The organism is Aestuariispira ectoiniformans (assembly GCF_025136295.1).
Lineage (GTDB): Bacteria > Pseudomonadota > Alphaproteobacteria > UBA8366 > Aestuariispiraceae > Aestuariispira_A > Aestuariispira_A ectoiniformans.
Map to the genome: position 1 here is coordinate 1,907,975 of NZ_CP062788.1, position 24,661 is coordinate 1,932,635.

The following is a 24,661-nucleotide window of genomic DNA, read 5'->3' on the forward strand; positions in this document are numbered from 1 at the left end:
TGTCATAGCAAAGAGATAAACCCCGTGGAAGGAGCCGGTTGCGATGCAGGGCGTTAAGTTGGTGAAAACACAAGACAAGTCCCTAACAGTTGAGTGGCTTGACGGGCGCATGGCTCAGTTCCCCTACTTCTGGTTGCGGGACCATTGCCGTGAACCGGAAAGCCTGAACCAGGACACGCTACAACGGGAGGTGGATACCTTCTCTATTCCGGAGGATATCCGGGCGGAAACGGCCACGCTGTCCGGGGATGGCTCGAAAATCGCGGTTACCTGGGCACATGATGGATTTGTCAGTGGCTATGAGGCGGCTTTCCTGCGTGAGATGGCTTTTGGCCCGGAAGGCCGGGTTAAACGCAAGCTGTGGCGGGGCGGTGATATTCAGGAAGATCTGCCGGAATATGATTTTGCCGATATCCAGGCAGGCGACAAAGGCCTGCTGTCCATGCTGGAAGGTGTTGAAAAATACGGTTTTGCCGTGATCAACGGATTGCCGACCAATGTGGATGCGACACGTGATTTCATCACGCGCATCGCCTATATCCGAGAGACGATTTTCGGTGGCTTGTGGGACTTTTCGGCCAATATGGCGCATAGCGACACCGCCTATACAACGGCAGATATCGGGCCGCATACCGACGGTACCTATTCCTTCGATTCGCCGGGTCTGCAGTTGCTGCACTGTCTGGCCTTTGACGGTGAGGGCGGCATAAGCGTCTTTGCTGACGGCTTCAAAATCGCCGAAACCATTCGGGAAGAAGACCCGGAAGCCTTCCGTATCCTGACGGAAGTAGCCGTGCCCGGGCACTATCTGGAAGAAGGCGTTCATCTGATTGCGCGTCACCGGATCATCAATCTGGATGACGACGGGGAACTGGAGCAGATTTGTTTCAACAACTTCGACCGCGCGCCGTTCCTGCTGGACGAGGCCCGGATGATGCAGTTCTACAATGCCCTTCGCCGTTTCCACGATCTGGCCTATGACCCTGCCATGCAGGTGCGGTTCCAGCTTGTTCCCGGCAAAGCCGTATTGTTCGACAACTGGCGTGTGCTGCATGCGCGCACGGCCTATACGGGGTTCCGGCATCTGGCGGGCGGCTATGTCAACCGCGAGGATTTTGAGAGCCGCCTGCGCGTTCTGCGCAAGGCATAACGAAACAGACGCGACGAAACAGAAAAGGCCGGGCGGCTTCGGTTCGCCCGGCCTTTTTGCTGGCCTTCTGATTCGTTAGCGAAGTAAATAAAAAACTGCTATAGTGCCCGACAGGAGAGATATTGCCGGACCCAGAAGGGTTGGTCCGGCTTCCAGAATGGAGAGCAATATGGCCGACGTGTCGAAGACTTCGGCGGTGAACTCATCGTTACAATCCATCCAGAAAATCACCAAAGCCGCGGGAAAGGCGCAGACCGCGCTGACCACGGGGCGCAAAGTCAACAAGGTCACCGACGACCCCAATTCCTATTTCGTGGCGAAGGCATTGTCGGATCGGGCCGGTGACCTGACCCAGCGGAAGGCGGCGGTGGACCAGGGCGTTTCCGCCCTCAACGTGGCGAATACCGCTCTCGACAGTATTGATAAATTTGCCGAACAACTTAAGGGGATTGCAGAGGCTGCCAAGTCGGCATCTCCGGCTGAACAGCGCGCTTTGAGCAGACAGTTCGAGGAAGTGGGCCGTCAGATCAGCAACGTGGCCCAGGATGCCAGCTATCAGGGGGTGAACCTTCTGACGGGCAATAATCAACTGGACGTTCAATTCGACCAGCGGCCCGACTCCCGACTGACGGTGGATGGCCTGAATCTGGACGGTACGGCGGTGAATGCGCAATCGGGCCTGTTTTCGGTTGCAGCCTTTCAGGCGAATGGCGACTTCAAACTTTCAGCATTTGGCCTTGCTGGCGGTAGTTTTACCGCCGCAGGCGGCAATGTGGGCCAGATCGGCAATGTGATCGGTGCGATCGACAGCGGCATCAGTCGCCTGCGGGGGCAGGCGGCAAGTCTGGGCTCTAATGTGGCAATCCTGCGGGAGCGTCTGAACTACACCGACCAACAGGCCAATGAACTTCAGACAGGAGCCGACAAATTGACGCTGGCCGACCTGAATGAAGAGGCTGCCCGGACGGCGGCGGCGCAAACGCGGCACCAGATCGGGATCAATTCCCTGTCCATTGCCGGAGATCAGCAACGGGCCATCCTGCAACTTCTGGGGAACGGCTAACTGGCTGATCTGCTTTCGCTGAACGCGTGATGCAGTTCCTGAATTTCAAAGCTTATGTGATGAATGTCTGTCGCACGGCTGGCGGAAAACAGCATGGCGCCGATCAGATGAGCGGCTTTGCCCTGACCCTTATAATATGGTTTGGCCGTGGCCGTGACGGTGAGGTGCGGCCGGTCTGGCAAAGCAAGGATGTGGCGGACCTTCATCGGGCGTTTTTCAGCAGCAACTTTTTCGAAAAATTGTAGGACGTCGTCGGACTTGGGCCCATGCACAATCTGGTCGAGGAACAATCCGGCGCAATTGCGACGGACATTCCGGTCGATATGGGATCCGGTCAGCGCGATTTGAAACCGCTGGTCGTCCCGGACATGCATGACGAAGACATGCGGCCACAGGCGCGGGGCAACATTGACGATATCGAACGCCGCATAGTCATCCGGCAGGGCGGAGGTGAAATATTCCAGATCTGTGACGGTCGCTGTCATGGTATCCGTCTATATCGTTGATGGCGAGCTCGCGTGAATGGCTCGCTCTTATTCTCTCTATCGTTGTTGTGAAGCGCAACAAAGAAAAAACGCCGGGAAATATTCCCGGCGTTTCAGACCGTTGACAAACCCCGTCGATATTCGGCGGGGTTTAGTTTTGGATGTTTGCCGGTTGTTATTGAGGGAGAGTGAGAAGTCCCCTTTCGATCAGATCGGGCTGGTTTCGGTTTTTGGAGCCATTGCGAGGGCGATTTTCTTGATGTTTTGGGCGGCGGCGGCGAGCAGGCATTGCGTTTTGACGGCGATGAGGCCGCGGAAGCGGGCGTATCGGTGTCCGAAGAGCTGCTTTGCGTCGGCAAAGGAGCGTTCTACAGTTTCCTTGCGTCTTTTATAGAGCCTTTTGCCCCAGTCGGTGAGACGGTGGGCGTCCGTGCGCTCCCGGGCGTCCTGCCAGACATGGCGGGTGACGGTTTTGGTGTGTTTGGCGCTGCCGGTGCAGGAGGCAAGCAGCGGGCAGGTGGCGCAGACCTTCGGGTCGCTTTTGTAATGGCGATAGCCGTTGCGGTCGGTGGTGGCATAATTCAGGAACTGGCCCTGCGGACAGCGGTAGCCGTCTAACTGCCGGTCGTACTGATAGTCCCGCTTGCGCAGCATGCCTGCCCGGTGGTTCGGGCGGCGATAGCCGGTTACACCGAGGATATCCCTGTCTTCCAGCCCCTTGGCGATGCCCGCCGTGGCATAGCCTGCATCCAGCCCGACCGCCTGGACATCCAGGCCGAAGCGGTCCCGCTGCCGGTCGAGCCGGTCCAGATAGGGGATACTGTCATGCACAGTGGCCGGGGTGGCGTGAGTATCGGTGATGATGCCATAACGCCCGTCCACCGTGCGATGATCCAGATAAAAGAACCCCTTGGGCTTGCCTTCACGCACCATGTAACCGGCTTCCGGGTCGGTGCGGCTGACCTTGGTCTCCTTTTGCCCGGGCGCGCGTTCCTTCGCCTTCAGCGGCTTTTTGGCATGGGCCGCCCGATCCTCCTCAACCGCCAGGTCCAGCGCGTCCCAATAGTCGGCCCGGGACTTGGCGACCACTTGGCTGTCCCATTTGTTCTTGTTGGCATTGGCCTTCAGATGGGTGCTGTCGGTATAAAGCACCGTGCCGTCCACAAGACCCTTGGCAATTGCCTGTTCGACAATGTGATCGAAAATATCCTGCGCCACAGACACATCCTGGTAGCGGCGGCGGCGGTTCTGCGACAGCGTCGAGGCATCGAACACCTTGTCGGTGAGGCCCAAGCGCAGAAACCAGCGATAGGCCACATTCACCTCGATCTCCCGCACCAACTGCCGCTCCGAGCGGATGCCGAACAGGTAGCCGATGAACAGCGCCTTGAACAGCATCACCGGGTCCAGCGCCGGGCGGCCATTATCCGCGCAATACAGACCGGCCACCCGGTCGTGGATAAACGAAAAGTCGATCACCGCATCGATCTTGCGAAGCAGGTGATCCGCAGGCACCAGACCCTCCAATGTCACCATCTCAAGTCGGCCCTGTTCAGGCTGGGGCTTCTTCAACATAAGACAATAGAATCACAAAGGCCCCGCTTGCGCGAGACCTTTGTCAGCAGTCTGAAACGCCGGGAAATATTCCCGGCGTTTTTTTTGTCTTGTCGTGAGGCTGCGTATTACGACTTCATCCGCTCGTTGGTCGGATCATAGAGCGCCTTCATGCCCACGGACTCAACCTGGATCGGGAACTTCTGGTTGAAGTATTCGATCTCAAGCTGACGGCCCTCTTCGCAATAGTCCTGCGGCAGGTAGCCCAGCGCGATGTTCTTTCCGACCGACGGCCCGTAGGCAAAGCTGGTCGTGTAGGAACGACGGCCAAGGCTGTCGATCAGAACTTCGTTGGTCTTCGGGTCGATGATCGGGCAGTTGCCCATCATGAAGCGCGCCACGCCGTCCTTGTCGACATTGTCGGTCACGGTCATCGTGCAGAGCATGGCCACCTGGTGGTCCAGGGCGCGCTGTTCGATGTTAGCGGCCTTACCGCGGAAGTCGGCGGCTTTGACCTTCGGACGGGCCAGACCGGCTTCCAGCAGGTTATAATGGGACAGCAGATCCGCATTCTGCAGGCGCAGGCTCTTTTCCAGACGACGGCTGTTGGCGTAGGTCTCGATCCCGATCGGGGTGATACCCACTTCGCGGAACATATCCCACAGGGCCAGACCGTAGCTCATGGAGAAGTGAAGCTCCCAGCCCTGCTCGCCCACATAGGAGATGCGGAAACCTTTGACCGGAATGCCACGCAGGGTGAAGTCCTTGCAGGCACCGAAGCCGAAGTTTTCGATATCCAGGCCAGACGGGGTGTCGGCCAGTTTCTTGAGGGTCTCGCGGGCATTCGGGCCCCAGACACCGATACAGCCATAGTGGTCCGTGCGGTCTTCAACGAAGACATCCCAGCCTTTGTCCTGGGCCATGCGGCGCAGATAGGTGGCGTCACGGTTACCGGCGTCGCCGCCGTCGATCATCTGGAAGCGGTTTTCACCCAGACGCAGGACGGTCAGGTCCGCGATCACGCCGCCTTTGTCGTTAAGGAAGTTGGTGTAGACACCTTTGCCCACTGCCGTGTCGCCCGCCACCTTGGAGGAGGAGACATATTCCATCAGTTCAGCCGCGTCGCGACCGGTGATGTCATAGATTGCAAAGTGAGACAGGTTGACCATGCCGACATTCTCGGAAAGCTCCAGATGCTCGGCATTGGAAACGCGCCAGAAGTGACGGTTGTCCCATTCGTTCAGGCGTTCCGGCACGCGGTCGCCGAATTTTTCCAGCAGATGTTCGTTGGACGCATAGCCGTGGGCACGTTCCCAACCGGCGATTTCCATGAAGTGGCCGCCCAGTTCCTTCTCACGCAGGTAATAAGGAGCGCAACGCAGGTTACGGCCCATGGAATAGGGTTCGCGGGCGTGAACCGGCGGGTTGTAGATCTTGAACGCCGTCTCGTAGCAGCGGTCATAGATGTATTTTTCGGATTTCTGGATTTTATAATAGCGCGCGTAATCAATCGTCGCGTGGTCGATTTCGGTTTCGCCGTCGGTCATCCAGTCTGCGATGACCTTACCGGTGCCCGGGCCGTCCTTGACCCAGACGGAAACACCGTACCACAGGCCGCGCACATCCGGGGATTCACCGATCGACGGGCCGCCATCGGCAGTCACCTGCAGCAGACCGTTGAAGGAATGCTTCTCGTTGTAACCCAGTTCCGCCAGAATCGGGGTCAGTTCCATCGCGCGCTCAAGCGGCTCGATGATCTGTTCCATTTCCAGGTCACGCTGGGAGGGGGAGAGGCGAGCCTCTTCTTTTTCCAGGATGTCACGCGGGTGAACCAGGCGGGGGTCTTTCTCTTCGTAATAACCCCATTCGATCTGGCCGCCTTCGGTGGTGCCAGCAGCGCCGGTGTCGCGCAGATAGGCGGAGTTGCCCTGGTCGCGCAGCAACGGATAGCCGATTTCCTTGCCGGTGCCGTCAAACTCGTGATACGGGCCGAAGAAGGTCAGCGGATGGTCAACCGGCATGACCGGCAGGTCTTCGCCCGCCATTTCAGCAATCAGGCGGCCCCACAGGCCGGCGCAGACCACAACATATTCGGTTTCGATGTAACCTTTTTCGGTGTGAACGCCCTTGATGCGGCCGTCTTCGATGTCGAGACCGGTGCAGGAGCAGTTCGGGATCGTTTCCAGCTTGCCGGTTGCCTCGGCTTCAAGGATCATTTCACCGGATACGGTCTGCGAACGCGGAACCACGAGACCGGCATCGGGGTCATAAAGCGCACCCTGAATGACGGTTTCGTCGATCAGGGGCATCATTTCTTTTGCCTCTTCCGGAGAGATCATGCGGACGTTGCTGCCAAGTGCACGACCGGAGCTGACACGGCGTTCCAACTCGCCCATGCGCTCGTCGTCGTCCTTGCGGGCTACCTCGATGCCACCGATCCGCTCATAGCGGCCGCGCTTCTCGAAGAAGTCGATGGAGTATTTGGTGGTGTAGACCGTCATCTGGTCATGGGCTGTCATGAAGCAGAAGTCCGACGCATGGCCGGTGGAGCCGATATCGGTCGGGATGGCTGACTTGTCGATCCCGATGATGTTGTCCCAGCCCCGTTCGATCAGGTGATGGGCAACAGATGCCCCGACGATGCCGCCCTGACCGATGATCACGACTTTCGCGCTCTTGTGGAATTGCGCCATAAATACCGTCTCCGTCTTAGAAGAGTGTGTCCAAAGTTTGCCGCAAGAAGTGACGTTGGCGTCCCTGTCCGGCGCATAAAAAATTATGCCGCATCGATATGCTGCGTCATTTGAGTAGCAATCCTATGCCGTCCGTTTTCAAAGACTGCGCGCGTTACGACATTTTCTTATGATTGAGCGCACTCGCCCCTGGCGCTGTTGCACGGCAGGGCATTTATAATAGGCATCGCGACAGCGGTGTGGTGGCGAATGACACTTACTGTTTGACGACTCTTTCCACCTGTCCGGTTTGGTTATCGTTCCAAGGGAGAAATGGGGTACAATGGAGCCGGAAGCCAACAACCGTGACGAACTGTCGTGAGGTTGCTTTTCTTCCTGGTTTGTGAACAGCTATAGGTTGTCGCATGTCGGCTAGTGCGAAGGGTGATGTTAGCCCATTGTTAACGAATCCGCACTACAACGAAAAGTAATGGAAAAGTATGTCGTCCTTGTAGGCGTTAAATGATTTATGCTAGGCGAGGATTGAGTGCTGTTTGTCGGATATATCAGTCAAAACAGTGTTCAAGGGGCAGGTTAGAGACGGTAAAATATGTCGAGTGGGCAGCTAATTCGGTCGGACGATGATGAGGACTTTCTCCTGGAGGATGATGCCTCTGTCACCGATAAGGCCAAAACGAAAGATCACCATTGGCGGCTTCTGGTTGTCGATGACGACGAGGCTATACATACAAGCACCCGCTTTGTTCTCTCCGATTTTGAATATAACGGTGAAACGCTGAACCTGTTGCATGCGTATTCCGTTGACGAGGCAAAGGCTTACCTGGCAAAAAATGACGATATTGCCGTCATGCTGCTGGATGTCGTCATGGAAACGGATGATGCCGGCCTGCGTCTGATCGACTATGTGCGAAACGAGCTTAACAATAAGGAAATTCGCATCATCCTGCGCACGGGCCAGCCGGGTGTGGCACCCGAATGGGAAGTCATAACCAAATATGACATTAATGATTACAAGACCAAGACCGAACTGACCCAGGAAAAACTGTTCACCACGATCACCACAGCCTTGCGGTCGTTCGAACAGCTATTCGAGATCAATACCAACCGGTCGGGGTTGGAGCGGATCGTGGAAGGTGCTGCGGACCTGATGCAACTCCGGGATACCGATCAGTATGTTTCGGCATTTTCCGCACAATTGCTGGACTTCCTACCTGCATCCGGTGACTACCTGGTCGCTACAGACTGGAATGATGGCGAAGACGGAATTCTTGCCTTTGCCGGAGGTGGCCGCTTCGCGGACAGTCGGGGAGAGCTTTCGCAGATTGGCGATATTGGAGAGGCCAAAACGCAGATCGAGACGTGTTTCGAGTCGCGCGGCCATGTGTATGGTGAAGGTCAAATCTGTGTCTATGTTGAAACACAGCATGACCGTCGGTTGGTCGTCTGGGCGGCCCTGGAACGCCCCTTGGGTCCGTCCGAGCAGCGATTGCTCAAGGTTTTCTGCGCCAATGCGGCCGTCGGTCTCGATAATGTCGATCTTTATCAGCATGTGACCAATCTGGCCTTCCAGGACCATCTGACAAAACTGGGTAACAGGGCCTATTTCCTTGAAAAGTTGAGAAGTGTCCTCGCGGCTTCTTCCGATGATGACAAATTTGCCGTGGTCGATGTGGACCTCGACCATTTCGACGATATCAACGATCTCGTCGGTCAGGAAAACGGCGACCTTGTTTTGCAGTCTTTCGCCGACCACCTGCGTGGCATCGGTTCAGAAAGTATTGCGGTTTGCCGGATATCCGGTGACGAATTCGGAATGATCTATAAAGTCGCGGGCGAGGATGCGGTGGCTTTTGAACCGGGTGAAATCCAGACCAGTCTCCAGCATGAAGTCAATGTCGCCGCCTATGACATTCCAATTCATTCCACCTTGGGCATTGCGCTTGTCGATGGCGCAAGCCGGGAGGGGGAAACCTCCGAATCGCTGATGCGCAAAGCCTGGCTGGCATTGAGGAACGCCAAGGAGCAGGGGCGCGATACCTTTGCTTTCTATACGCCGGACATGGGACAGGAAGTCATCCGCCGTGCGGAGATGGTTTCGGATATCCGTCAGGCCATAGAGGCGGAGGAATTCATTCTCTATTATCAGCCCGTGGTCCGTGTGTCCGATGCAAAGCCCGTGGCCTTTGAGGCCCTGATGCGCTGGCGCAAGAAGGACGGATCAATTATTCCGCCGGGCTTGTTCATTCCGGAAATGGAGCGTTCCGGCCTTATGATTCCGGCGGGGCACTGGGCTCTGCGGGAAGCCTGCCGCCAGGCAAAGGAATGGCGGGATCAGGGACTTTGCGAACTGCCGGTATCCGTCAACGTGTCTATGGACCAGATTTATCAGGGTGATTTCCCCCAGACCGTGGCCGCGGTCCTGGAAGAAACGCAATTGCCGGCAAAACAGTTGAAGCTGGAACTGACCGAAAGCGTCATCATGGCCGATGTCGAAGAGGCGCTGGATGTGCTGCAGCAATTGAGCAAAATCGGTGTGACGCTGGCGATTGACGATTTCGGGACAGGATATTCCTCTCTTTCCTACCTCCAGCGGCTGAATGTGGATGTCCTCAAGGTCGACCGTTCCTTCATCACCAATATGGCCCGGCGTTCCGGCGATGCGGTGATTGTCGAGGCCATTATCACGCTGGCCCATAATTTCGGGATGCGCGTGATTGCCGAAGGGGTGGAAATCAAGGAACAGGTGGATTTCCTTGCAGCCCTGAAATGTGATGAGATTCAAGGATATTATTACTCCAAGCCACTCCCGAAAGAGAAGGTGGAAGAGTTTATTCACAAATCGTGATGAAACGGTCCTGTCTTGATGATATTTGCCTCGCTTTGCCGTCTCTAAAGCGATCATTTCGCCGGTATGACGCCTGAACGAAAGTTTCGCGTCGCGAATTTAGAGGTATATAAGGGCATCAACAGGCATAAGCGTATTCAATTGTAATTGAATTCAGCTAACAATGCTTTCCCGGAGGGATTAGGAAATGAGCGATGCGCAGGTAGAAGGCCGTGGTCGTGGTGGACGCGGAGGCCGTGGTGGCGGTCGTGCGGCGCGCCAGGCAAAACGGTCCGGCGGTGGCGAGAAGGCACCGGCCTACATCACGCGGAAGATCGGCTATTTTGAAATCTTCGATGAAGAAGGCCTGGCCACGATCGAACGCAACGCGGATATCATCCTGAAAGAAATCGGGATCGAATTTCGTGATGATCCGGAAACGCTTCAGATCTGGAAAGACGCCGGTGCCGACGTCCAGGGTGAGCGGGTCCGTTTCGAAGAAGGCATGCTTCGCAAGATCATCACGGACAGCGCGCCTTCCATGATCACCCAGCACGCTCGCAATGCAGAGCGTACGGTGAAAATCGGTGACGGCCATACCGTTCTGGTTCCGGCCTATGGATCTCCTTTCATCCGCAACCTGGATGAAGGCCGCCGCTATGCAACGATCGAAGACTTCCGGAATTTTGTGAAGCTCGCCTATATGTCGCCGGGCCTGCACCATTCCGGTGGTACGGTTTGTGAACCGGTCGATCTGCCGGTGAACAAGCGCCATCTCGACATGGTCTATTCCCATATCCGTTATTCAGACAAGCCGTTCATGGGCTCTGTCACTGCGCCGGAACGTGCGCAGGATACCGTCGATATGGCTAAAATTACCTTCGGCGAAGACTTCGTCGACCAGAATTGTGTGGTCATCAACCTGATCAACGCAAACTCTCCGATGGTCTTTGACGATACCATGCTGGGTGCGCTGAAGGTTTATGCCCGTAACAACCAGGCCTGTGTGATTTCGCCCTTCATTCTGGCAGGCGCGATGAGCCCGGTTACCGTGATGGGGACCCTGTCTCAGATTCTGGCCGAAGCAATGGCGGGCATGGCGTTGACCCAGTTGGTGCGTAAAGGCGCGCCGGTTGTGTTCGGTACCTTTGCCTCCTCCATCTCCATGCAGTCCGGTGCGCCGACCTTCGGTTCCCCGGAACCGTCCCTGGTGTTGTATGGTGCTGCACAGTTGGCACGCCGTCTGGGTGTTCCGTTCCGTTCCGGCGGCGGTTTGAACGCATCCAAAGTGCCCGATGCGCAGGCCGCATACGAATCGGCCAACACCCTGCAGACCGCGGCGCTGGCCGGTGTTAACTTCATGCTGCATACCGCTGGTTGGCTGGAAGGCGGCTTGTCCATGGGCTACGAAAAGTTCGTGATGGACGCAGACCAGGCGGCGATGATCGGTCGTCTGCTGACCGGTCCGGATATGTCCGAGAATGGTCAGGCCATGGATGCGATCCGCGAGGTCGGCCCGGGCAACCACTTCCTTGGTTGTGCACATACGCAGGCTAACTTCGAGACAGCCTTCTATCGCTCTCCGCTGGCGGATAACAACTCCTTCGAACAGTGGGAGTCTGAAGGCTCCAAGACGATGGAAGTCCGTGCAAACGAATACTGGAAGAAGCTCCTCAACGAATATGAAGCACCGGCGATTGATCCGGGCGTTGACGAAGCCTTGCAGGAATTCATCGCCAAGAAGAAGGCTGCTGTGCCGGATTCCAATATCTAAGACAGGCTTCTGTCTGACAAAAGGGAAGGCTTTGCCTTCCCTTTCAGACTGCTGACAAAGGTCTCGCGCAAGCGGGGCCTTTGTGATTCTATGTTTTTATGTTGAAGAAGCCCCAGCCTGAACAGGGCCGACTTGAGATGGTGACATTGGAGGGTCTGGTGCCTGCGGATCACCTGCTTCGCAAGATTGATGCGGTGATCGACTTTTCGTTTATCCACGACCGGGTGGCCGGTCTGTATTGCGCGGATAACGGCCGCCCGGCGCTGGACCCGGTGATGCTGTTCAAGGCGCTGTTCATCGGCTACCTGTTCGGCATCCGCTCGGAGCGGCAGTTGGTGCGGGAGATCGAGGTGAATGTAGCCTATCGCTGGTTTCTGCGCTTGGGCCTCACCGACAAGGTGTTCGATGCCTCGACGCTGTCGCAGAACCGCCGCCGCCGCTACCGGGATGTGTCTGTGGCGCAGGATATCTTCGATCACATTGTCGAACAGGCGATTGCCAAGGGTCTTGTGGACGGCACGGTGCTTTATACCGACAGCACCCATCTGAAGGCCAATGCCAACAAGAACAAATGGGACAGCCAAGTGGTCGCCAAGTCCCGGGCCGACTATTGGGACGCGCTGGACCTGGCGGTTGAGGAGGATCGGGCGGCCCATGCCAAAAAGCCGCTGAAGGCGAAGGAACGCGCGCCCGGGCAAAAGGAGACCAAGGTCAGCCGCACCGACCCGGAAGCCGGTTACATGGTGCGTGAAGGCAAGCCCAAGGGGTTCTTTTATCTGGATCATCGCACGGTGGACGGGCGTTATGGCATCATCACCGATACTCACGCCACCCCGGCCACTGTGCATGACAGTATCCCCTATCTGGACCGGCTCGACCGGCAGCGGGACCGCTTCGGCCTGGATGTCCAGGCGGTCGGGCTGGATGCAGGCTATGCCACGGCGGGCATCGCCAAGGGGCTGGAAGACAGGGATATCCTCGGTGTGACCGGCTATCGCCGCCCGAACCACCGGGCAGGCATGCTGCGCAAGCGGGACTATCAGTACGACCGGCAGTCAGACGGCTACCGCTGTCCGCAGGGCCAGTTCCTGAATTATGCCACCACCGACCGCAACGGCTATCGCCATTACAAAAGCGACCCGAAGGTCTGCGCCACCTGCCCGCTGCTTGCCTCCTGCACCGGCAGCGCCAAACACACCAAAACCGTCACCCGCCATGTCTGGCAGGACGCCCGGGAGCGCACGGACGCCCACCGTCTCACCGACTGGGGCAAAAGGCTCTATAAAAGACGCAAGGAAACTGTAGAACGCTCCTTTGCCGACGCAAAGCAGCTCTTCGGACACCGATACGCCCGCTTCCGCGGCCTCATCGCCGTCAAAACGCAATGCCTGCTCGCCGCCGCCGCCCAAAACATCAAGAAAATCGCCCTCGCAATGGTTCCAAAAACCGAAACCAGCCCGATCTGATCGAAAGGGGACTTCTCACTCTCCCTCAATAACAACCGGCAAACATCCAAAACTAAACCCCGCCGAATATCGACGGGGTTTGTCAACGGTCTGAAAGGGAAGGCTTTGCCTTCCCTTTTTTGTTTGGTGGTTAGGTCCGCTAACCAGTGGTGAGAAATCATCATTTTGAGGGCGGACCATTTGGTGATTAGGTGAGGGGCAACAGCAACCGGGTTGGAGGATGGCTTATGACCCAGGACCGGAGCACCCCGCGCATTGCCTTTGGCAATCGGGTAAGGAAATCTCCTTTTTTCGATGCAACCATGCGATCCGGCGTGAAGGCCTTCACCGTCTATAACCACATGCATATGCCGGCTGCCTATTTCACGGCGGAAGAGGAATATCACAATCTCACTACGGGGGTGACGCTTTGGGATGTGGCGGTGGAACGCCAGGTGGAAATCCATGGCCCCGATGCCGCCGCCTTTGCCCAGTATCTGACCCCCAGAAACCTGTCTGCCATGAAGGTAGGCCAGTGCAAATATGCTCTGATCTGTGACGAGGCGGGTATGGTCCTGAATGACCCCATCCTGCTGAAACTTGCCGAAGACCGCTTCTGGTTCAGTCTGGCGGACAGCGACATCCTGCTTTGGGCGAAGGCGCTTGCCTTTGCGAAAGGGTTTGATGTGCTGGTCTTGGAACCGGATGTATCCCCGCTGCAGGTTCAGGGACCGAAAAGTGCCGATGTGGTGCGGGCCCTTTTCGGGGACTGGATCGATGACCTGAAGTATTACTGGTTCCGTGAGGTAGAATTGGACGGCGTGCCTGTGGTCTTGTCGCGAACGGGATGGAGCAGCGAAAAGGGCTATGAAGTCTTCCTCAGGGACGGCAGCAAAGGGGACTGGCTCTGGGACAGGATTATGTCCGTGGGAAAAGCATTCGGGATAAAGCCCGGCGTGCCGAACACAATCCGGCGGATCGAGGGCGGGATGTATTCAGTCGGCTCTGACTTCTGGATGGATGCCAGCCCCTATGAATTGGGATTGGGGCGGCTGGTCGACCTGGATATGGAGGCTGACTTTGTTGGCAAGGCTGCCCTGGCTGAAATCAAAAAGGCTGGCGTGCGGAAGAAGATGGTGGGGTTGCAATGGCAGGAACCCCGTCTCGGTGAATCCAACGGAAGGCCGTGGCCCGTGTTCCAATCTGGCAAGTCGGTCGGTGACCTTCTGTCCGCTGTCTATTCGCCCCGGCTGGAGAAGAATATCGCCCTTGCGATGCTCGACGCAGATTGTGCCCTGTCGTCAACGGTCACGGTGGAAACGCACGCAGGCAAGGTCGATGCGGAGATCACCTCAGTGCCGTTCTATGATCCGAAGAAAGAATTGGCGGCGGGGGATTAGCTGCCGATACGCGGCGGACCGCCCTTGGATGCCTGGCTGGGACCGAAGGCCTTGTCGAGAACGTGACTGGAATCCTCTGACAGTTTCACGGCGTCTTCGAGAAGCTGCAGGATTTTGATGTTATTATTGAGGACATGCTGGGCTTCCGGGCGCTTGTCTTCGGCAATCCGCCCACAGCGGGTGATGACGTCGTTGCGCAAGACCGTCAGGATGTCTTCGAGTTTGTATCCGTCCGGTTTTTCGTCTGATACCAGGAAGCGGGTCATGGGACTGCCCTTTCTCGTGGTTTGGGTTGTGCAATCGGCCTGCTGGGATTAAGCATGGCCCGGAACGCCGAGCGCGGTCAATGAAAAGCTGTGAAATGAAAGGCTTACCATGACGAATATGCCGAGCATGGTGGAAATGCAGAAACGCCTGAATGAAGTGACCGAAGAAATGCTGGTCCTGATTCGCCGTTATGATCTGGACGCGGACAACCCGTTTGACGTGATTGAAGTGGCCCGCCGCAAGATTGGCGACCAGAAGGATTATATCCGCTTCCTGGAGTTATCCCTGGAAGGGCGTATTTACGGTGAAGCTGCCGCCGCCCTTGAAAAGGCCGAAGCCGAGGCGGCGGAAGCCAGCAAACAGTAACGGGTCGTCATTCGACCGGGATCGTGTTTTCCCGGCCATAGGTGTCTTCCAGGCGTTCGATATCATCCTCGCCCACATAGTCGCCCACCTGCACCTCGATCAGATGCAGGGGATCCTCGCCGACATTCTCCAGACGGTGGATCGTTTGTTTCGGGATGTAGGTGGACTGGTTCTCGTTGACCAGGAATTCATCCCCGCCGCAGCGTACTTTGGCGAGGCCCTTCACAACTACCCAATGTTCCGAACGATGTTGATGGCGTTGCAGGGACAGGACGGCGCCGGGCTGGACTACGATACGTTTGACACGGAATCGTTCTTCTTCGTCGATATCCTGGTAGCTGCCCCACGGGCGGTAAACGCGGGTGTGATGCAGGGCTTCCGGCCGATCATCCTTTTTCAGCGTCTCGACGATATCCTTGACCTTCTGCGAATGATCGTTGTCCGTAACCAGAACCGCATCATTCGTTGCAACGATGGTCAGGTTCGACACGCCGATGGCCGCAATCATCTGCCGGTCATGGGCGCGGATATAACAATCACTGCTGTGGTTGGTGACGGCGTCACCGATCAGGACATTGCCGTCTTCATCCTTTTCCGAGATATCCCACAACGCCTGCCATGCCCCGACATCGTTCCAGTCGATGTTGGCGGGAACAACGGCGGCGCGTTTTGTGTGTTCCATCACGGCATAGTCGATCGAGTCCGCCGGGCAGGATTCAAGCGCATCGCGGTCCAGACGCAGGAAGTCCAGGTCGGATGAAGCCTTGGACAGGGCCTTTTTGCAGGCGTCCAGAATGTCCGGGCGATAGCGCTGCAACTCTTCCAGATACTGCCATGCGGAAAAGAGGAACATGCCGCTGTTCCAGTAGACATCGCCCTGGTCGATCAGTTTGATCGCGCGTTCCATATTGGGTTTTTCAATGAATTTTGAAACGGCGAATGCCTTGGCAACTCCGTCAACGGGAGAGCCGCGCTGGATATAACCATAGCCGGTTTCAGGCCGCGACGGCTCCATCCCGAAGGTCGTCAGCCATCCGGACTCCGCGGCCGCCTGGGCGGTATCCAGAGCGGCATGGAAGGCACCAAGGTCTCCGATGACATGGTCCGACGGCAGCAGGAGCATCATGGCATTCGGATCGCGCTCTGTCAGGCGTAGGGCGGCAATGGCGGCGGCCGGCGCGGTGTTACGGCCTACAGGTTCCAGAATCAGGTCCTGCCAGTTGAACCCGATTTCCCGAAGCTGTTCCGCCACGATGAAGCGGTGCTGGTCATTGGCAATGACCGTCGGCTGCTCAAACCGGTCAAGGTCGGCAAAGCGCAGTGCCGTCGTCTGCAGCATGGTCTTGTCACCGGCAAGCGGTAACAGTTGCTTCGGGTAATGCGCGCGGCTCATGGGCCAAAGCCTGGTTCCCGACCCGCCCGACAGAATGACGGGGTAGATTTTCGGAGTGCCGGCCATGGATGCCTCCCTAGATTTTGCAGCCCAATCAGGCGGTGAATTGTTCTTTCAAAATGCGTTCTTCGAGATTGTGCTCCGGATCAAACAGGATTTTAACGCCGGTTTCCCGGTCCTGCTGAATTGACACGGATACCACATCCCGTACTTCCGTGTCGTCGGCAACGGCACTGACAGGACGTTTGCGGTTCTCGATAACTTCGAATTCTATTTTGGCATTCTGCGGTAGTAAAGCACCGCGCCAGCGGCGGGGGCGGAACGGGCTGATTGGGGTCAGCGCCAATACCCCGGAACCGAAAGGCAGGATCGGGCCATGGGCCGACAGATTGTAGGCGGTGCTGCCCGCCGGTGTCGCTACCATCACACCGTCGCAAACCAGGTTATGCAGGCGCACAACCCCGTCAATGCGGATGTCTATACGTGCCGCCTGCCTCGTTTCGCGGAAGAGCGAGACCTCGTTGATGGCAATGGCCTCTATTGTGTCGCCATTCTGCGTTACGGTCCGCATCCGAAGCGGGTGCAGTTTTACAGTCTGGGCTTCCGCCAGCCGTTTTCCCAGTGCGTCCGGGCGGTATTCATTCATCAGAAAGCCGATGGTACCGCGGTTGAGGCCGTAAATTGCCTTTTCGCTGCCTACATAGTCGCGCAGCGTATGCAGCATGAAACCGTCACCGCCAAGTGCGATGATGATTTCGGCATCTTCCGGTGGCACGGTCTCATAACGCGACTGCAGCTCACGCATGGCTGCATGGGCCTTATCCGTTTCGCTGGCGAGAACAGCGATCTTTTTCTCTAGCGATTGAACCGTCATAGGCGCTTTCAAATTCTGAAGTCGTGATCATGCCGCTATGGTCTCTATTCGATGTATAGCAGCCGCAGGGAATTAGGCAAAGAGCGATGACGCCGGTCACGGGTGTAGCGATTTGATTTGGAAAGAAAAAGAGATCAGCCGCCGGTTACACTCATATGCCGGGCGACGGAAACATTGTCGCTGTCGCGGTCAATGATGAAATCATGGCCCTTGGGTTTGCGCGAAATGGCTTCCTCAATCACGGCTTGCAGGGCCGTATCGTCGTCCGTTCGGCGCAGAGGTTCCCGCAGGTTGGCGGAATCGTCCTGCCCCAGGCACATATAGAGCATACCGGTGCAGGTGATGCGCACGCGGTTGCAGGATTCACAGAAGTTATGGGTGAGCGGCGTGATGAAACCCAGTTTCTGGCCGGTTTCCCGAACTGTCCAGTAACGCGCCGGGCCGCCCGTGCGGTGGCTGCTTTCGTCCAGCGTCCATTCCTTGCCCAATTCGGCCCGGACCATGGAGAGCGGCCAATACTGGTCGAGGCGGTTTTCCGTGCCCAGGTCGCCCATCGGCATCACTTCAATGAAGGTAAGGTCGAAACCTTCGTCCCCGCACCAGCGGACAAGATGGTGCAGCTCATCATCATTCACGCCTTTGAGGGCGACGGTGTTCAATTTGACCTGTAACCCGGCTTTCTTTGCGGCCTGCAGGCCTTCCATGACCTGGTCGAAGCGGCCCCAGCGGGTGATTGCCTTGAATTTGTCGGCGTTGAGCGTGTCGAGCGAAACATTCACCCGGCGCACGCCGCAGTCGTAGAGTTCCTGGGCAAAGCGCGACAACTGACTGCCGTTGGTTGTAACGGTCAGTTCTTCCAGCTGCCCGCCATCCAGATGGCGGCCAAGGCGGCGGAACAACCACATGATGTCACGGCGCACCAGCGGTTCCCCGCCGGTGATACGCAGTTTCCGCACCCCCATACCGACAAAGGTGCTGCACAGGCGGTCCAGTTCTTCCAGCGTCAGCAACTCGGTTTTGGGCAGAAAGGTCATGTCTTCGGACATGCAATAGACACAGCGGAAATCGCAGCGGTCGGTCACCGACACGCGCAGATAAGAGATTTCCCGGCCAAAGGGGTCGATCATGATGGTTAGCCCTACCTTCTTGTCCCAACCACGAATATGTTAAGTCTACCAGTCAAAAACAAGACGCGTTCCTGTAAGACAGCCTCATAATAACTATGTTTAATGCATGTTTATCATCAAATTGCGACCTGCGATACCTTGAGCGGGGTCAATTTGCGTTGATTGCGTAAGTGATAGCTTGGCAGGTGGAATGTGGCGGGACATAGTTCGGGTATGGAAGTATATAATGAATTTTTATTGCGTCCCGACCCTGAAAATTCTCGTTTGACCCAGGCGGTCAAGGGGATTGATCAAGAGGGCCGGGAACAGGAAATCTCCGTTGTTGTGGAACGCCCGTTGACGCTGTTCCTCAACGGACAGGAAATTGTCACCAATATGACGATTGGCGATTATCCGGACTATCTCGCGGTGGGTTATCTGTTGAACCAGAATATGCTGCGCCCGGATGATGTGGTAACTGCGGTCGATTATGATGAAGAGCTTGAAACCGTTGTGGTCCGCACCGAACGCGAGACCAATTACGAAGAAAAGCTGAAAAAGAAAACCCGGACCTCGGGCTGTGCCCAGGGCACGGTCTTTGGTGACCTTATGGAAAAGTTCGAGGATGTGCGCCTGCCGACAGACGTATGTCTCAAAACCTCATGGCTCTATGAACTGACCCATAAGATCAATACCGTGCCCAGTCTCTATCTTGCGGCGGGTGCTATCCACGGATGCGTCCTGTGCGAGGAAGGACGGCCCCTGATCTATATGGAGGATGTGGGCCGCCATAATGCCGTTGATAAGATTGCAGGATATATGTTCCTGCATGGGATAAAGCCGGATAACAAGATATTCTATACGACCGGGCGGCTGACTTCGGAGATGGTAATCAAGACCGTCCAGATGGGGATTCCCATTCTGGTGTCACGGTCCGGTTTTACGGCCTGGGGGGTAGAGCTTGCCCGACAGGCCAACCTGACGTTGATCGGGCGGGCGCGCGGCAAGCGTTTTGTCGCACTATCCGGGGGGGATCGGATAGAATTTGATGCGGACCTGAGTAAGGTTTCCGAAGAACCGAAAAAGGTTGGCCGGAAGGCCGCATCCAGTAGAGAGGGGTAAAGCCTTTGGCGCCAACCCGTAAAGATCCGTTTTCCTCCTTTCCTGCCACGGCGCAGGACGTGTTAAAAGCCATGGACCGGGCGCTGGATGACCATCGTCTCTGGTTGCAACAATGGCATCGGGCCATTGTCTGTCACCAGATGCCGCCGGAAAATATAACTGCCGATGATCCCGTGCTTCAGACGCGGTTGGGGCTTTGGCTGTCGGCGCATCGGGGGCAGGGGCTTCTGAAGCAGGCGGCCTTCGCGGACCTGGAGCGGTGCCTGGCGGAATTTTGCGAATTCGGGCGGATGCTGGCGCTGCGGGCGCCGGATGGAAAGCCGGTCCCGACCGAAGATTATGACGCCTTTGTCGGCAGGGCCGACGATTTCGTGTTCCAGGCCCGCAGGATTCAGGATGCTTTCCGTAAAGCGGTCTCCGAGCTGGACCCGCTGACCGGTCTTCATAACCGTCATGTCATGATGCAGGAACTTGCCGCAGAATATGACCGCGCAGTCCGTAATGACGGCCAGTGCTGCATCGCCCTGGCGGACCTTGATCACTTCAAGCGTGTGAACGACAGCCATGGTCATGCGGTGGGGGATCAGGTTCTTGCAGCGGCGGCGGGGCGTTTCCTGTCGCGACTGCGCCCTTACGATTCGATCTATCGCTATGGCGGGGAAGAGTTTCTGATCATGTTGCCGAATTCAAACCCCGGCACTGCCGTCAGTGTTCTGGAACGTCTTCGTCATGCCCTGGCTGACCGGCCGATTGTGGTGGAAGGCGGCGCACGCCTGTCTGTTACAGCATCTTTTGGGATCGCAAGCCTGGGCAGCGGCGTGTCGTTGAAATCCATTATTGAACAAGCGGATACGGCGCTTTACAGGGCCAAGGAAAGCGGACGGAACAAGGTTTGTGTCTGGGCGGGGGAAAAAGATGACTGAGACGGTGATTGGCGTTGTGCTGGCGGGTGGTCTCGCACGCAGGATGGGCGGCGGTGACAAATGCCTGCTGGAACTGGCGGGCCAACCCATTCTAAAGCATATTCTTGACCGCCTTGCGCCGCAGGTGGATGAGGTTGTCCTGAACGTCAATGGCGCTCCAACGCGCTTTGACGGTTTCGGGCTGCCGGTGGTGCCTGACGTCGTTGACGGCTTTTCCGGTCCACTGGCGGGCGTTTTGACCGGTCTCGACTGGGCGGCGGAACATCGCCCGGATGCGCAGTGGATCGTCACGGTTCCAGGCGACGGCCCATTCCTGCCAAGGACGCTTGTGGCGGACTGTCTTGACGCCATTGCGCGGGAACAGGCGGATATGGCGGTTGCCTGCAGTAACGAGCGGGCACAGCCGGTGGTGGGGCTTTGGCCTGTGCGGCTTCGCGAGGATTTGCGCCATGCCCTCGTCGATGAAGAAATACGCAAGGTGGATCGCTGGACCGCGCGTTATCGTCTGGCTGACGTTACATTTGAAGGCCATGGTATCGACCCGTTTTTCAACGCGAACCGCCCGGAAGACCTGGCAGAGGCGGAAGCCTATTTGCAAGGCGTGTCCGATTAATCGGAATATACGTTCGTTTCGCAGAATATTTTTCTCGACCTAGGGGCCGTGGGGGAGTACCACGGAGGTGGATTTATAAATAATTCCCATTGTCGGCCCGTTATTTCGCGGGCGAGGAAAGAGGTATCCTGATGTCGGTAACGATTGATGACATCCTGGCGGCGCAAAAGAAGGTTTCCCCCTTTATCCAGGAAACGCGTCAACGCAAGGCGCAAACGCTGAGCCATATAACCGGTGCGAATGTCTTTCTGAAATTTGAAAACCGGCAGTTCACGGCGTCCTTCAAGGAGCGTGGCGCGCTGAACAAACTGCTGAGCCTGACGGATGCGGAAAAGAAGGCCGGGGTTATTGCCATGTCGGCCGGGAATCACGCACAGGGTGTGGCTTATCATGCTAGTCGCTTGGGCATTCCGGCGACAATCGTAATGCCGACAAATACGCCGATGGTGAAGGTGGAACGGACCGAAGAACATGGTGCGACGGTAGTTCTGCACGGTGATGTTCTTGCGGAATCGGCGGCTTTTGCGCATCAGATGGGTGAAGACAAAGGCTATACGTTCATTCACCCCTATGATGATCCTTATGTTATCGCCGGGCAGGGAACTGTTGCCCTGGAGATGCTGGAAGGGTTGCCGAATCTGGACGCCTTGGTGGTGCCGATCGGCGGCGGCGGCCTGATTTCGGGTTGTGCGATTGCGGCCAAGGCGATCAAGCCGGATATCGAAATCTACGGTGTGCAGAGTGAACTTTATGCCAGTATGCATGACATTCTGGCAGGCAGGGAACCTGTTTGCGGTGGGTCGACGATTGCGGAAGGGATTGCGGTCAAATATCCCGGCGAGATTACCCGCAAAATCGTCCGGGAGCAGGTCGAAGAAATCCTGCTTGTTGGTGAGGGGGATCTGGAAAACGCGGTTTCTCTATTGGCGGGAATTGAAAAAACCGTCGCCGAAGGGGCCGGCGCGGCGGGCCTTGCGGCCATGATCAAGTTTCCGGATCGTTTCAAGGGCAAGAACGTTGGCCTGATTGTATCCGGCGGGAATATCGACCAACGCCTGCTGGCGACCGTCCTGATGCGTGACCTGGTTCGTCAGGGGCGGCTGGCCCGCCTTCGGATCAGCCTGTCGGACCGGACTGGTGAACTGGCCCGGGTCTCATCGATAATCGGGGAAAACGGCGGAAATATCGTCGAAGTCTCGCACCAGCGGGTCTTCACGCATGTTTCCGCGAAAGATACCTGCATCGAAGTTGCGCTGGAAACCAGAGATGAGGCGCAGCTTCATGTAATTGTCGGGAAGCTGGAGGCCGAAGGATACCCGGTACAGCTGCTGTAAAACCGTATATCCGGATTGAAAGCCGAAAAAGAGGGCGCGAAAGCGCCCTCTTTTTTTATTTGTTCAATATACTATGTGAAATAAAAAAAACTCTTATTAGAATAAATAAGTAATAACGTATAAGAGTTGTAAAAATAGTTACCAAAATTATATTTATACATTATTTGTGTAGAATTAGATTTCTGGAGAATGATTATTAGTTTTTACTTGATATAGTCTTGACGTGTGCTATTATTATTGAAATAGCCAAAGGGGTGAATCGTGGTGACTGCGAATCGGGAATTACGTGCAGTGATGGAGCAGATGATCGAGAAGGAGGTCCGCCGACTGGCGGCCGAAGCCGATATCTGCATCTTTGCTGTCTACGATCCGGCGCGTGGTGATGCCGGACCTGTAGAGTTCAACACCTATGACCGCCGTGAACTCGGTGCGATTGATCTGGATGTACGTCTGGACTTCGAAGGGGTGGGTGTTTGGTACATTGTCTACCGGGGCGGCGAGGTCTTTCGCTCAAAGAAGGTCTTGCTGAAAATTGAAGACGGCCGCTTCGTTCATGGGCAGGTCGGCAATTTCGAAGGCTATTGGGAGGAATTCCCGCAATATGTGGCGGAAGACCGGTGGGTGCAGGCTGTGCTGTCCAAGGGGACGGCAAACGATGCGTCGCACCAGTCGCCGGATGAAATGCGCTTTGGCGCAGTCTGAACCAGTTTTGTCACCTGGCAGGAAGGGGCGTGTCGCTTGGGCGGCGCGCCCTTTTCATTTTAGGGGAATGAAAAAAAGATACCCGCCCCAGGGGTATTTGGGACGGGTAAGGGCTGTCGAGGGGGTTGCCTTGCGGCAATAAGGGGACAGGGGTATCCCCTTAGTAGGCGGCGTAAACGCCGCCGGAAGTCACGGCAGGCTTCTTGGCATTCAACCGACCGCGACGAAAGTGGTTAAACAGGGAGCCAATCGCATCATGAAAAGCCCGGCTTCTTAGTGTGCGGGCGTGCGCGACTGCCTTGTTGATATCGGCGCTGGAAGGATATTGGTCCAGCTTGTTACTTCTTCCGTTCATTTTTGGTGCCTTCCATTCTTTTGATTTCTGAAAGCACCCTCCTTCTCCACGCAACAATCTAATCTTGTTCCTTGTCTTTTAAAATATAAGGAACTATCACATGACTTGTGATAGTCCGGCAAAAGATAAGTTGTGGGAAAAGGGCATCGGAAATGGACAAAATCGGAGAATTGACAGTCTTTGCCAAGGTTGTCGACGAAGGGGGATTCTCAGCAGCAGCGCGGGCCATGAACCTGACGCCTTCCGCGGTCAGCAAACAGATCGGCCGACTGGAAGACCGTCTGGGCGTGCGCCTGCTTAACCGTACCACCCGCAGTCTGAGCCTGACGCCGGAAGGCCGCAGTTTTTATGAGCGTTGCACGCGGATTTTGTCCGATATTGATGAGGCAGAGGCGGAGGTTACCAGCGCCCATACCACGCCGCGAGGCATGTTGCGTCTGAGTTGTGGCGTAGCATTCGGTCGTCATCAGGTAAGCCCGCTTATCTCCGAATTCCTTGAGCGTTACCCCGACGTCCAGGTGGAAATGATCCAGACTGACAGCGTGGTTGATCTGGTAGAGCAGGGCGTGGATCTGGCGGTCCGTTTCGGTGAATTGCAGGATTCCAGTCTGGTCGCCCGCTTCCTCGCACGCAGCAAACGGGCGATCTGTGCCTCACCGGAATATCTGGAAAGACATGGTGTGCCGCAGCATCCGTCTGAATTGCAAGATCATAATTGTCTGTTCTTCAGTACGCTGCCCCATCTGAATGAGTGGATATTCAAGGTGCCGGAGGGAGAGTATCCCTTCCGCCCACAGGGGAACTTCTCGGCCAATAACGGCGAGACGATCCACGATATGGCCCTTTCCGGCCTTGGCATTGCGCGTCTGGCGGAATTCCTGGTGGCGCCCGACGTACGGGATGGAAAGCTGGTCCGGATTCTGCAAGATTATTATCGCGACATCACTGTGCCGATCCATGCGCTGTATCCGACGCGGCGCCATCTTTCCCCGAAACTGCGCGCTTTCGTTGACTTCCTGGTTGAGAAGTTCAGCCCCGTCCCCCCTTGGGAGCGCCTCTGATCTTAAAGGGGCGGTTGATACCAGCCCCGTCGCCAATAATTTGAGAACCAAAAAAAACCGGAGGTCCAATAGGGCCTCCGGTAAGTGGATGGGTTAGGACAGAAAGCGGGCTTTTCCCAACGCTGTCGAGGATCAATCTAGGCTTCTGGCCGTCATG

At 56.5% G+C, this 24,661-nt stretch carries 21 protein-coding genes; 13 read left to right on the plus strand and 8 right to left on the minus strand.

Annotated features, from left to right (window positions below):
• The first annotated feature begins 43 nt into the window (after positions 1-43).
• Positions 44-1,150 (plus strand): trimethyllysine dioxygenase, encoded by a 1,107-nt coding sequence (locus IF205_RS09175; RefSeq protein ID WP_259782992.1) that lies wholly within the window; start codon positions 44-46, stop codon positions 1,148-1,150.
• 169 nt (positions 1,151-1,319) lie between these two features.
• A complete protein-coding gene (locus tag IF205_RS09180; RefSeq protein ID WP_259782993.1) occupies positions 1,320-2,213 on the plus strand; it encodes a flagellin N-terminal helical domain-containing protein in 894 nt (297 codons plus the stop codon).
• Here IF205_RS09180 and IF205_RS09185 read toward each other — a convergent pair.
• The 3 genes from IF205_RS09185 to IF205_RS09195 form a co-directional block, all read right to left on the minus strand.
• Positions 2,210-2,698 carry a PAS domain-containing protein gene (locus IF205_RS09185; protein WP_259782994.1) on the minus strand — a complete coding sequence of 163 codons (489 nt, stop codon included), beginning with the start codon at positions 2,696-2,698 and terminating at the stop codon, positions 2,210-2,212. The two genes, IF205_RS09180 and IF205_RS09185, sit on opposite strands and share 4 nt — an antisense overlap.
• Positions 2,699-2,905: 207 nt before the next feature.
• Positions 2,906-4,273, minus strand: coding sequence for an IS1182 family transposase (locus IF205_RS09190; protein WP_259780683.1), 1,368 nt, complete (start codon positions 4,271-4,273; stop codon positions 2,906-2,908).
• Positions 4,274-4,380: 107 nt separating this feature from the next.
• A complete protein-coding gene (locus IF205_RS09195) occupies positions 4,381-6,945 on the minus strand; it encodes an FAD-dependent oxidoreductase (RefSeq protein WP_259782995.1) in 2,565 nt (854 codons plus the stop codon).
• A 589-nt stretch (positions 6,946-7,534) separates the two neighbouring features.
• Here IF205_RS09195 and IF205_RS09200 point away from each other — a divergent pair.
• From IF205_RS09200 to IF205_RS09215, 4 genes are all read left to right on the plus strand, one after another.
• The gene (locus IF205_RS09200) at positions 7,535-9,790 is read left to right on the plus strand and encodes a two-component system response regulator (RefSeq protein WP_259782996.1); all 2,256 of its coding nucleotides are present in this window, start codon (positions 7,535-7,537) and stop codon (positions 9,788-9,790) included.
• Positions 9,791-9,977: 187 nt separating this feature from the next.
• A complete protein-coding gene (locus IF205_RS09205; RefSeq protein ID WP_259782997.1) occupies positions 9,978-11,543 on the plus strand; it encodes a trimethylamine methyltransferase family protein in 1,566 nt (521 codons plus the stop codon).
• Between the two features lie 98 nt (positions 11,544-11,641).
• On the plus strand, positions 11,642-13,009 hold the full coding sequence (locus tag IF205_RS09210; RefSeq protein WP_259782998.1) for an IS1182 family transposase: 1,368 nt from the start codon (positions 11,642-11,644) through the stop codon (positions 13,007-13,009).
• 227 nt (positions 13,010-13,236) lie between these two features.
• Positions 13,237-14,388, plus strand: coding sequence for a glycine cleavage T C-terminal barrel domain-containing protein (locus IF205_RS09215; RefSeq protein ID WP_259782999.1), 1,152 nt, complete (start codon positions 13,237-13,239; stop codon positions 14,386-14,388).
• Here the strand turns inward: IF205_RS09215 and IF205_RS09220 are convergent.
• Positions 14,385-14,654, minus strand: a complete 270-nt coding sequence (locus tag IF205_RS09220) for a hypothetical protein (RefSeq protein ID WP_259783000.1) — start codon at positions 14,652-14,654, stop codon at positions 14,385-14,387. The two genes, IF205_RS09215 and IF205_RS09220, sit on opposite strands and share 4 nt — an antisense overlap.
• Before the next feature lie 109 nt (positions 14,655-14,763).
• Between IF205_RS09220 and IF205_RS09225 the strand changes: the two genes are divergently transcribed.
• Positions 14,764-15,021: a hypothetical protein gene (locus IF205_RS09225; protein ID WP_259783001.1), complete on the plus strand. Its 258-nt coding sequence runs from the start codon at positions 14,764-14,766 to the stop codon at positions 15,019-15,021.
• A 7-nt stretch (positions 15,022-15,028) separates the two neighbouring features.
• Here the strand turns inward: IF205_RS09225 and IF205_RS09230 are convergent, their stop codons facing one another.
• From IF205_RS09230 to moaA, 3 genes are all read right to left on the minus strand, one after another.
• A complete protein-coding gene (locus tag IF205_RS09230; protein ID WP_259783002.1) occupies positions 15,029-16,480 on the minus strand; it encodes a mannose-1-phosphate guanylyltransferase/mannose-6-phosphate isomerase in 1,452 nt (483 codons plus the stop codon).
• A 28-nt stretch (positions 16,481-16,508) separates the two neighbouring features.
• Positions 16,509-17,288, minus strand: a complete 780-nt coding sequence (locus tag IF205_RS09235) for an NAD kinase (RefSeq protein WP_259783003.1) — start codon at positions 17,286-17,288, stop codon at positions 16,509-16,511.
• 134 nt (positions 17,289-17,422) lie between these two features.
• Positions 17,423-18,415, minus strand: coding sequence for a GTP 3',8-cyclase MoaA (gene moaA, locus IF205_RS09240; protein WP_259783004.1), 993 nt, complete (start codon positions 18,413-18,415; stop codon positions 17,423-17,425).
• 213 nt (positions 18,416-18,628) lie between these two features.
• Between moaA and fdhD the strand changes: the two genes are divergently transcribed.
• The 5 genes from fdhD to IF205_RS09265 all read left to right on the plus strand — a co-directional run bounded on the left by fdhD (position 18,629) and on the right by IF205_RS09265 (position 23,088).
• Positions 18,629-19,516: a formate dehydrogenase accessory sulfurtransferase FdhD gene (gene fdhD / locus IF205_RS09245; RefSeq protein WP_259783005.1), complete on the plus strand. Its 888-nt coding sequence runs from the start codon at positions 18,629-18,631 to the stop codon at positions 19,514-19,516.
• Positions 19,517-19,521: 5 nt separating this feature from the next.
• Positions 19,522-20,439 carry a diguanylate cyclase gene (locus tag IF205_RS09250; RefSeq protein ID WP_259783006.1) on the plus strand — a complete coding sequence of 306 codons (918 nt, stop codon included), beginning with the start codon at positions 19,522-19,524 and terminating at the stop codon, positions 20,437-20,439.
• Positions 20,432-21,052: a molybdenum cofactor guanylyltransferase MobA gene (gene mobA, locus IF205_RS09255; protein ID WP_259783007.1), complete on the plus strand. Its 621-nt coding sequence runs from the start codon at positions 20,432-20,434 to the stop codon at positions 21,050-21,052. The genes IF205_RS09250 and mobA overlap by 8 nt, the downstream gene beginning before the upstream one ends.
• 131 nt (positions 21,053-21,183) lie before the next feature.
• Positions 21,184-22,386, plus strand: coding sequence for a threonine ammonia-lyase (locus IF205_RS09260; protein WP_259783008.1), 1,203 nt, complete (start codon positions 21,184-21,186; stop codon positions 22,384-22,386).
• A 261-nt stretch (positions 22,387-22,647) separates the two neighbouring features.
• Positions 22,648-23,088 carry a hypothetical protein gene (locus IF205_RS09265; protein WP_259783009.1) on the plus strand — a complete coding sequence of 147 codons (441 nt, stop codon included), beginning with the start codon at positions 22,648-22,650 and terminating at the stop codon, positions 23,086-23,088.
• 160 nt (positions 23,089-23,248) lie between these two features.
• Here IF205_RS09265 and IF205_RS09270 read toward each other — a convergent pair whose 3' ends face one another.
• On the minus strand, positions 23,249-23,443 hold the full coding sequence (locus tag IF205_RS09270; RefSeq protein WP_259783010.1) for a hypothetical protein: 195 nt from the start codon (positions 23,441-23,443) through the stop codon (positions 23,249-23,251).
• 152 nt (positions 23,444-23,595) lie between these two features.
• Between IF205_RS09270 and IF205_RS09275 the strand changes: the two genes are divergently transcribed.
• On the plus strand, positions 23,596-24,504 hold the full coding sequence (locus IF205_RS09275) for a LysR family transcriptional regulator (protein WP_259783011.1): 909 nt from the start codon (positions 23,596-23,598) through the stop codon (positions 24,502-24,504).
• Positions 24,505-24,661 lie beyond the last annotated feature (157 nt).

What these genes read in the sequence shown, in the direction of transcription:
- IF205_RS09175 (WP_259782992.1), top strand. Translation starts at nt 44, where the DNA reads ATGCAGGGCGTTAAGTTGGTGAAAACACAAGACAAGTCCCTAACAGTT.
- IF205_RS09180 (WP_259782993.1), top strand. Translation starts at nt 1,320, where the DNA reads ATGGCCGACGTGTCGAAGACTTCGGCGGTGAACTCATCGTTACAATCC.
- IF205_RS09185 (WP_259782994.1), bottom strand. Translation starts at nt 2,698, where the DNA reads ATGACAGCGACCGTCACAGATCTGGAATATTTCACCTCCGCCCTGCCG.
- IF205_RS09190 (WP_259780683.1), bottom strand. Translation starts at nt 4,273, where the DNA reads ATGTTGAAGAAGCCCCAGCCTGAACAGGGCCGACTTGAGATGGTGACA.
- IF205_RS09195 (WP_259782995.1), bottom strand. Translation starts at nt 6,945, where the DNA reads ATGGCGCAATTCCACAAGAGCGCGAAAGTCGTGATCATCGGTCAGGGC.
- IF205_RS09200 (WP_259782996.1), top strand. Translation starts at nt 7,535, where the DNA reads ATGTCGAGTGGGCAGCTAATTCGGTCGGACGATGATGAGGACTTTCTC.
- IF205_RS09205 (WP_259782997.1), top strand. Translation starts at nt 9,978, where the DNA reads ATGAGCGATGCGCAGGTAGAAGGCCGTGGTCGTGGTGGACGCGGAGGC.
- IF205_RS09210 (WP_259782998.1), top strand. Translation starts at nt 11,642, where the DNA reads ATGTTGAAGAAGCCCCAGCCTGAACAGGGCCGACTTGAGATGGTGACA.
- IF205_RS09215 (WP_259782999.1), top strand. Translation starts at nt 13,237, where the DNA reads ATGACCCAGGACCGGAGCACCCCGCGCATTGCCTTTGGCAATCGGGTA.
- IF205_RS09220 (WP_259783000.1), bottom strand. Translation starts at nt 14,654, where the DNA reads ATGACCCGCTTCCTGGTATCAGACGAAAAACCGGACGGATACAAACTC.
- IF205_RS09225 (WP_259783001.1), top strand. Translation starts at nt 14,764, where the DNA reads ATGACGAATATGCCGAGCATGGTGGAAATGCAGAAACGCCTGAATGAA.
- IF205_RS09230 (WP_259783002.1), bottom strand. Translation starts at nt 16,480, where the DNA reads ATGGCCGGCACTCCGAAAATCTACCCCGTCATTCTGTCGGGCGGGTCG.
- IF205_RS09235 (WP_259783003.1), bottom strand. Translation starts at nt 17,288, where the DNA reads ATGACGGTTCAATCGCTAGAGAAAAAGATCGCTGTTCTCGCCAGCGAA.
- moaA (WP_259783004.1), bottom strand. Translation starts at nt 18,415, where the DNA reads ATGATCGACCCCTTTGGCCGGGAAATCTCTTATCTGCGCGTGTCGGTG.
- fdhD (WP_259783005.1), top strand. Translation starts at nt 18,629, where the DNA reads ATGGAAGTATATAATGAATTTTTATTGCGTCCCGACCCTGAAAATTCT.
- mobA (WP_259783007.1), top strand. Translation starts at nt 20,432, where the DNA reads ATGACTGAGACGGTGATTGGCGTTGTGCTGGCGGGTGGTCTCGCACGC.
- IF205_RS09260 (WP_259783008.1), top strand. Translation starts at nt 21,184, where the DNA reads ATGTCGGTAACGATTGATGACATCCTGGCGGCGCAAAAGAAGGTTTCC.
- IF205_RS09270 (WP_259783010.1), bottom strand. Translation starts at nt 23,443, where the DNA reads ATGAACGGAAGAAGTAACAAGCTGGACCAATATCCTTCCAGCGCCGAT.
- IF205_RS09275 (WP_259783011.1), top strand. Translation starts at nt 23,596, where the DNA reads ATGGACAAAATCGGAGAATTGACAGTCTTTGCCAAGGTTGTCGACGAA.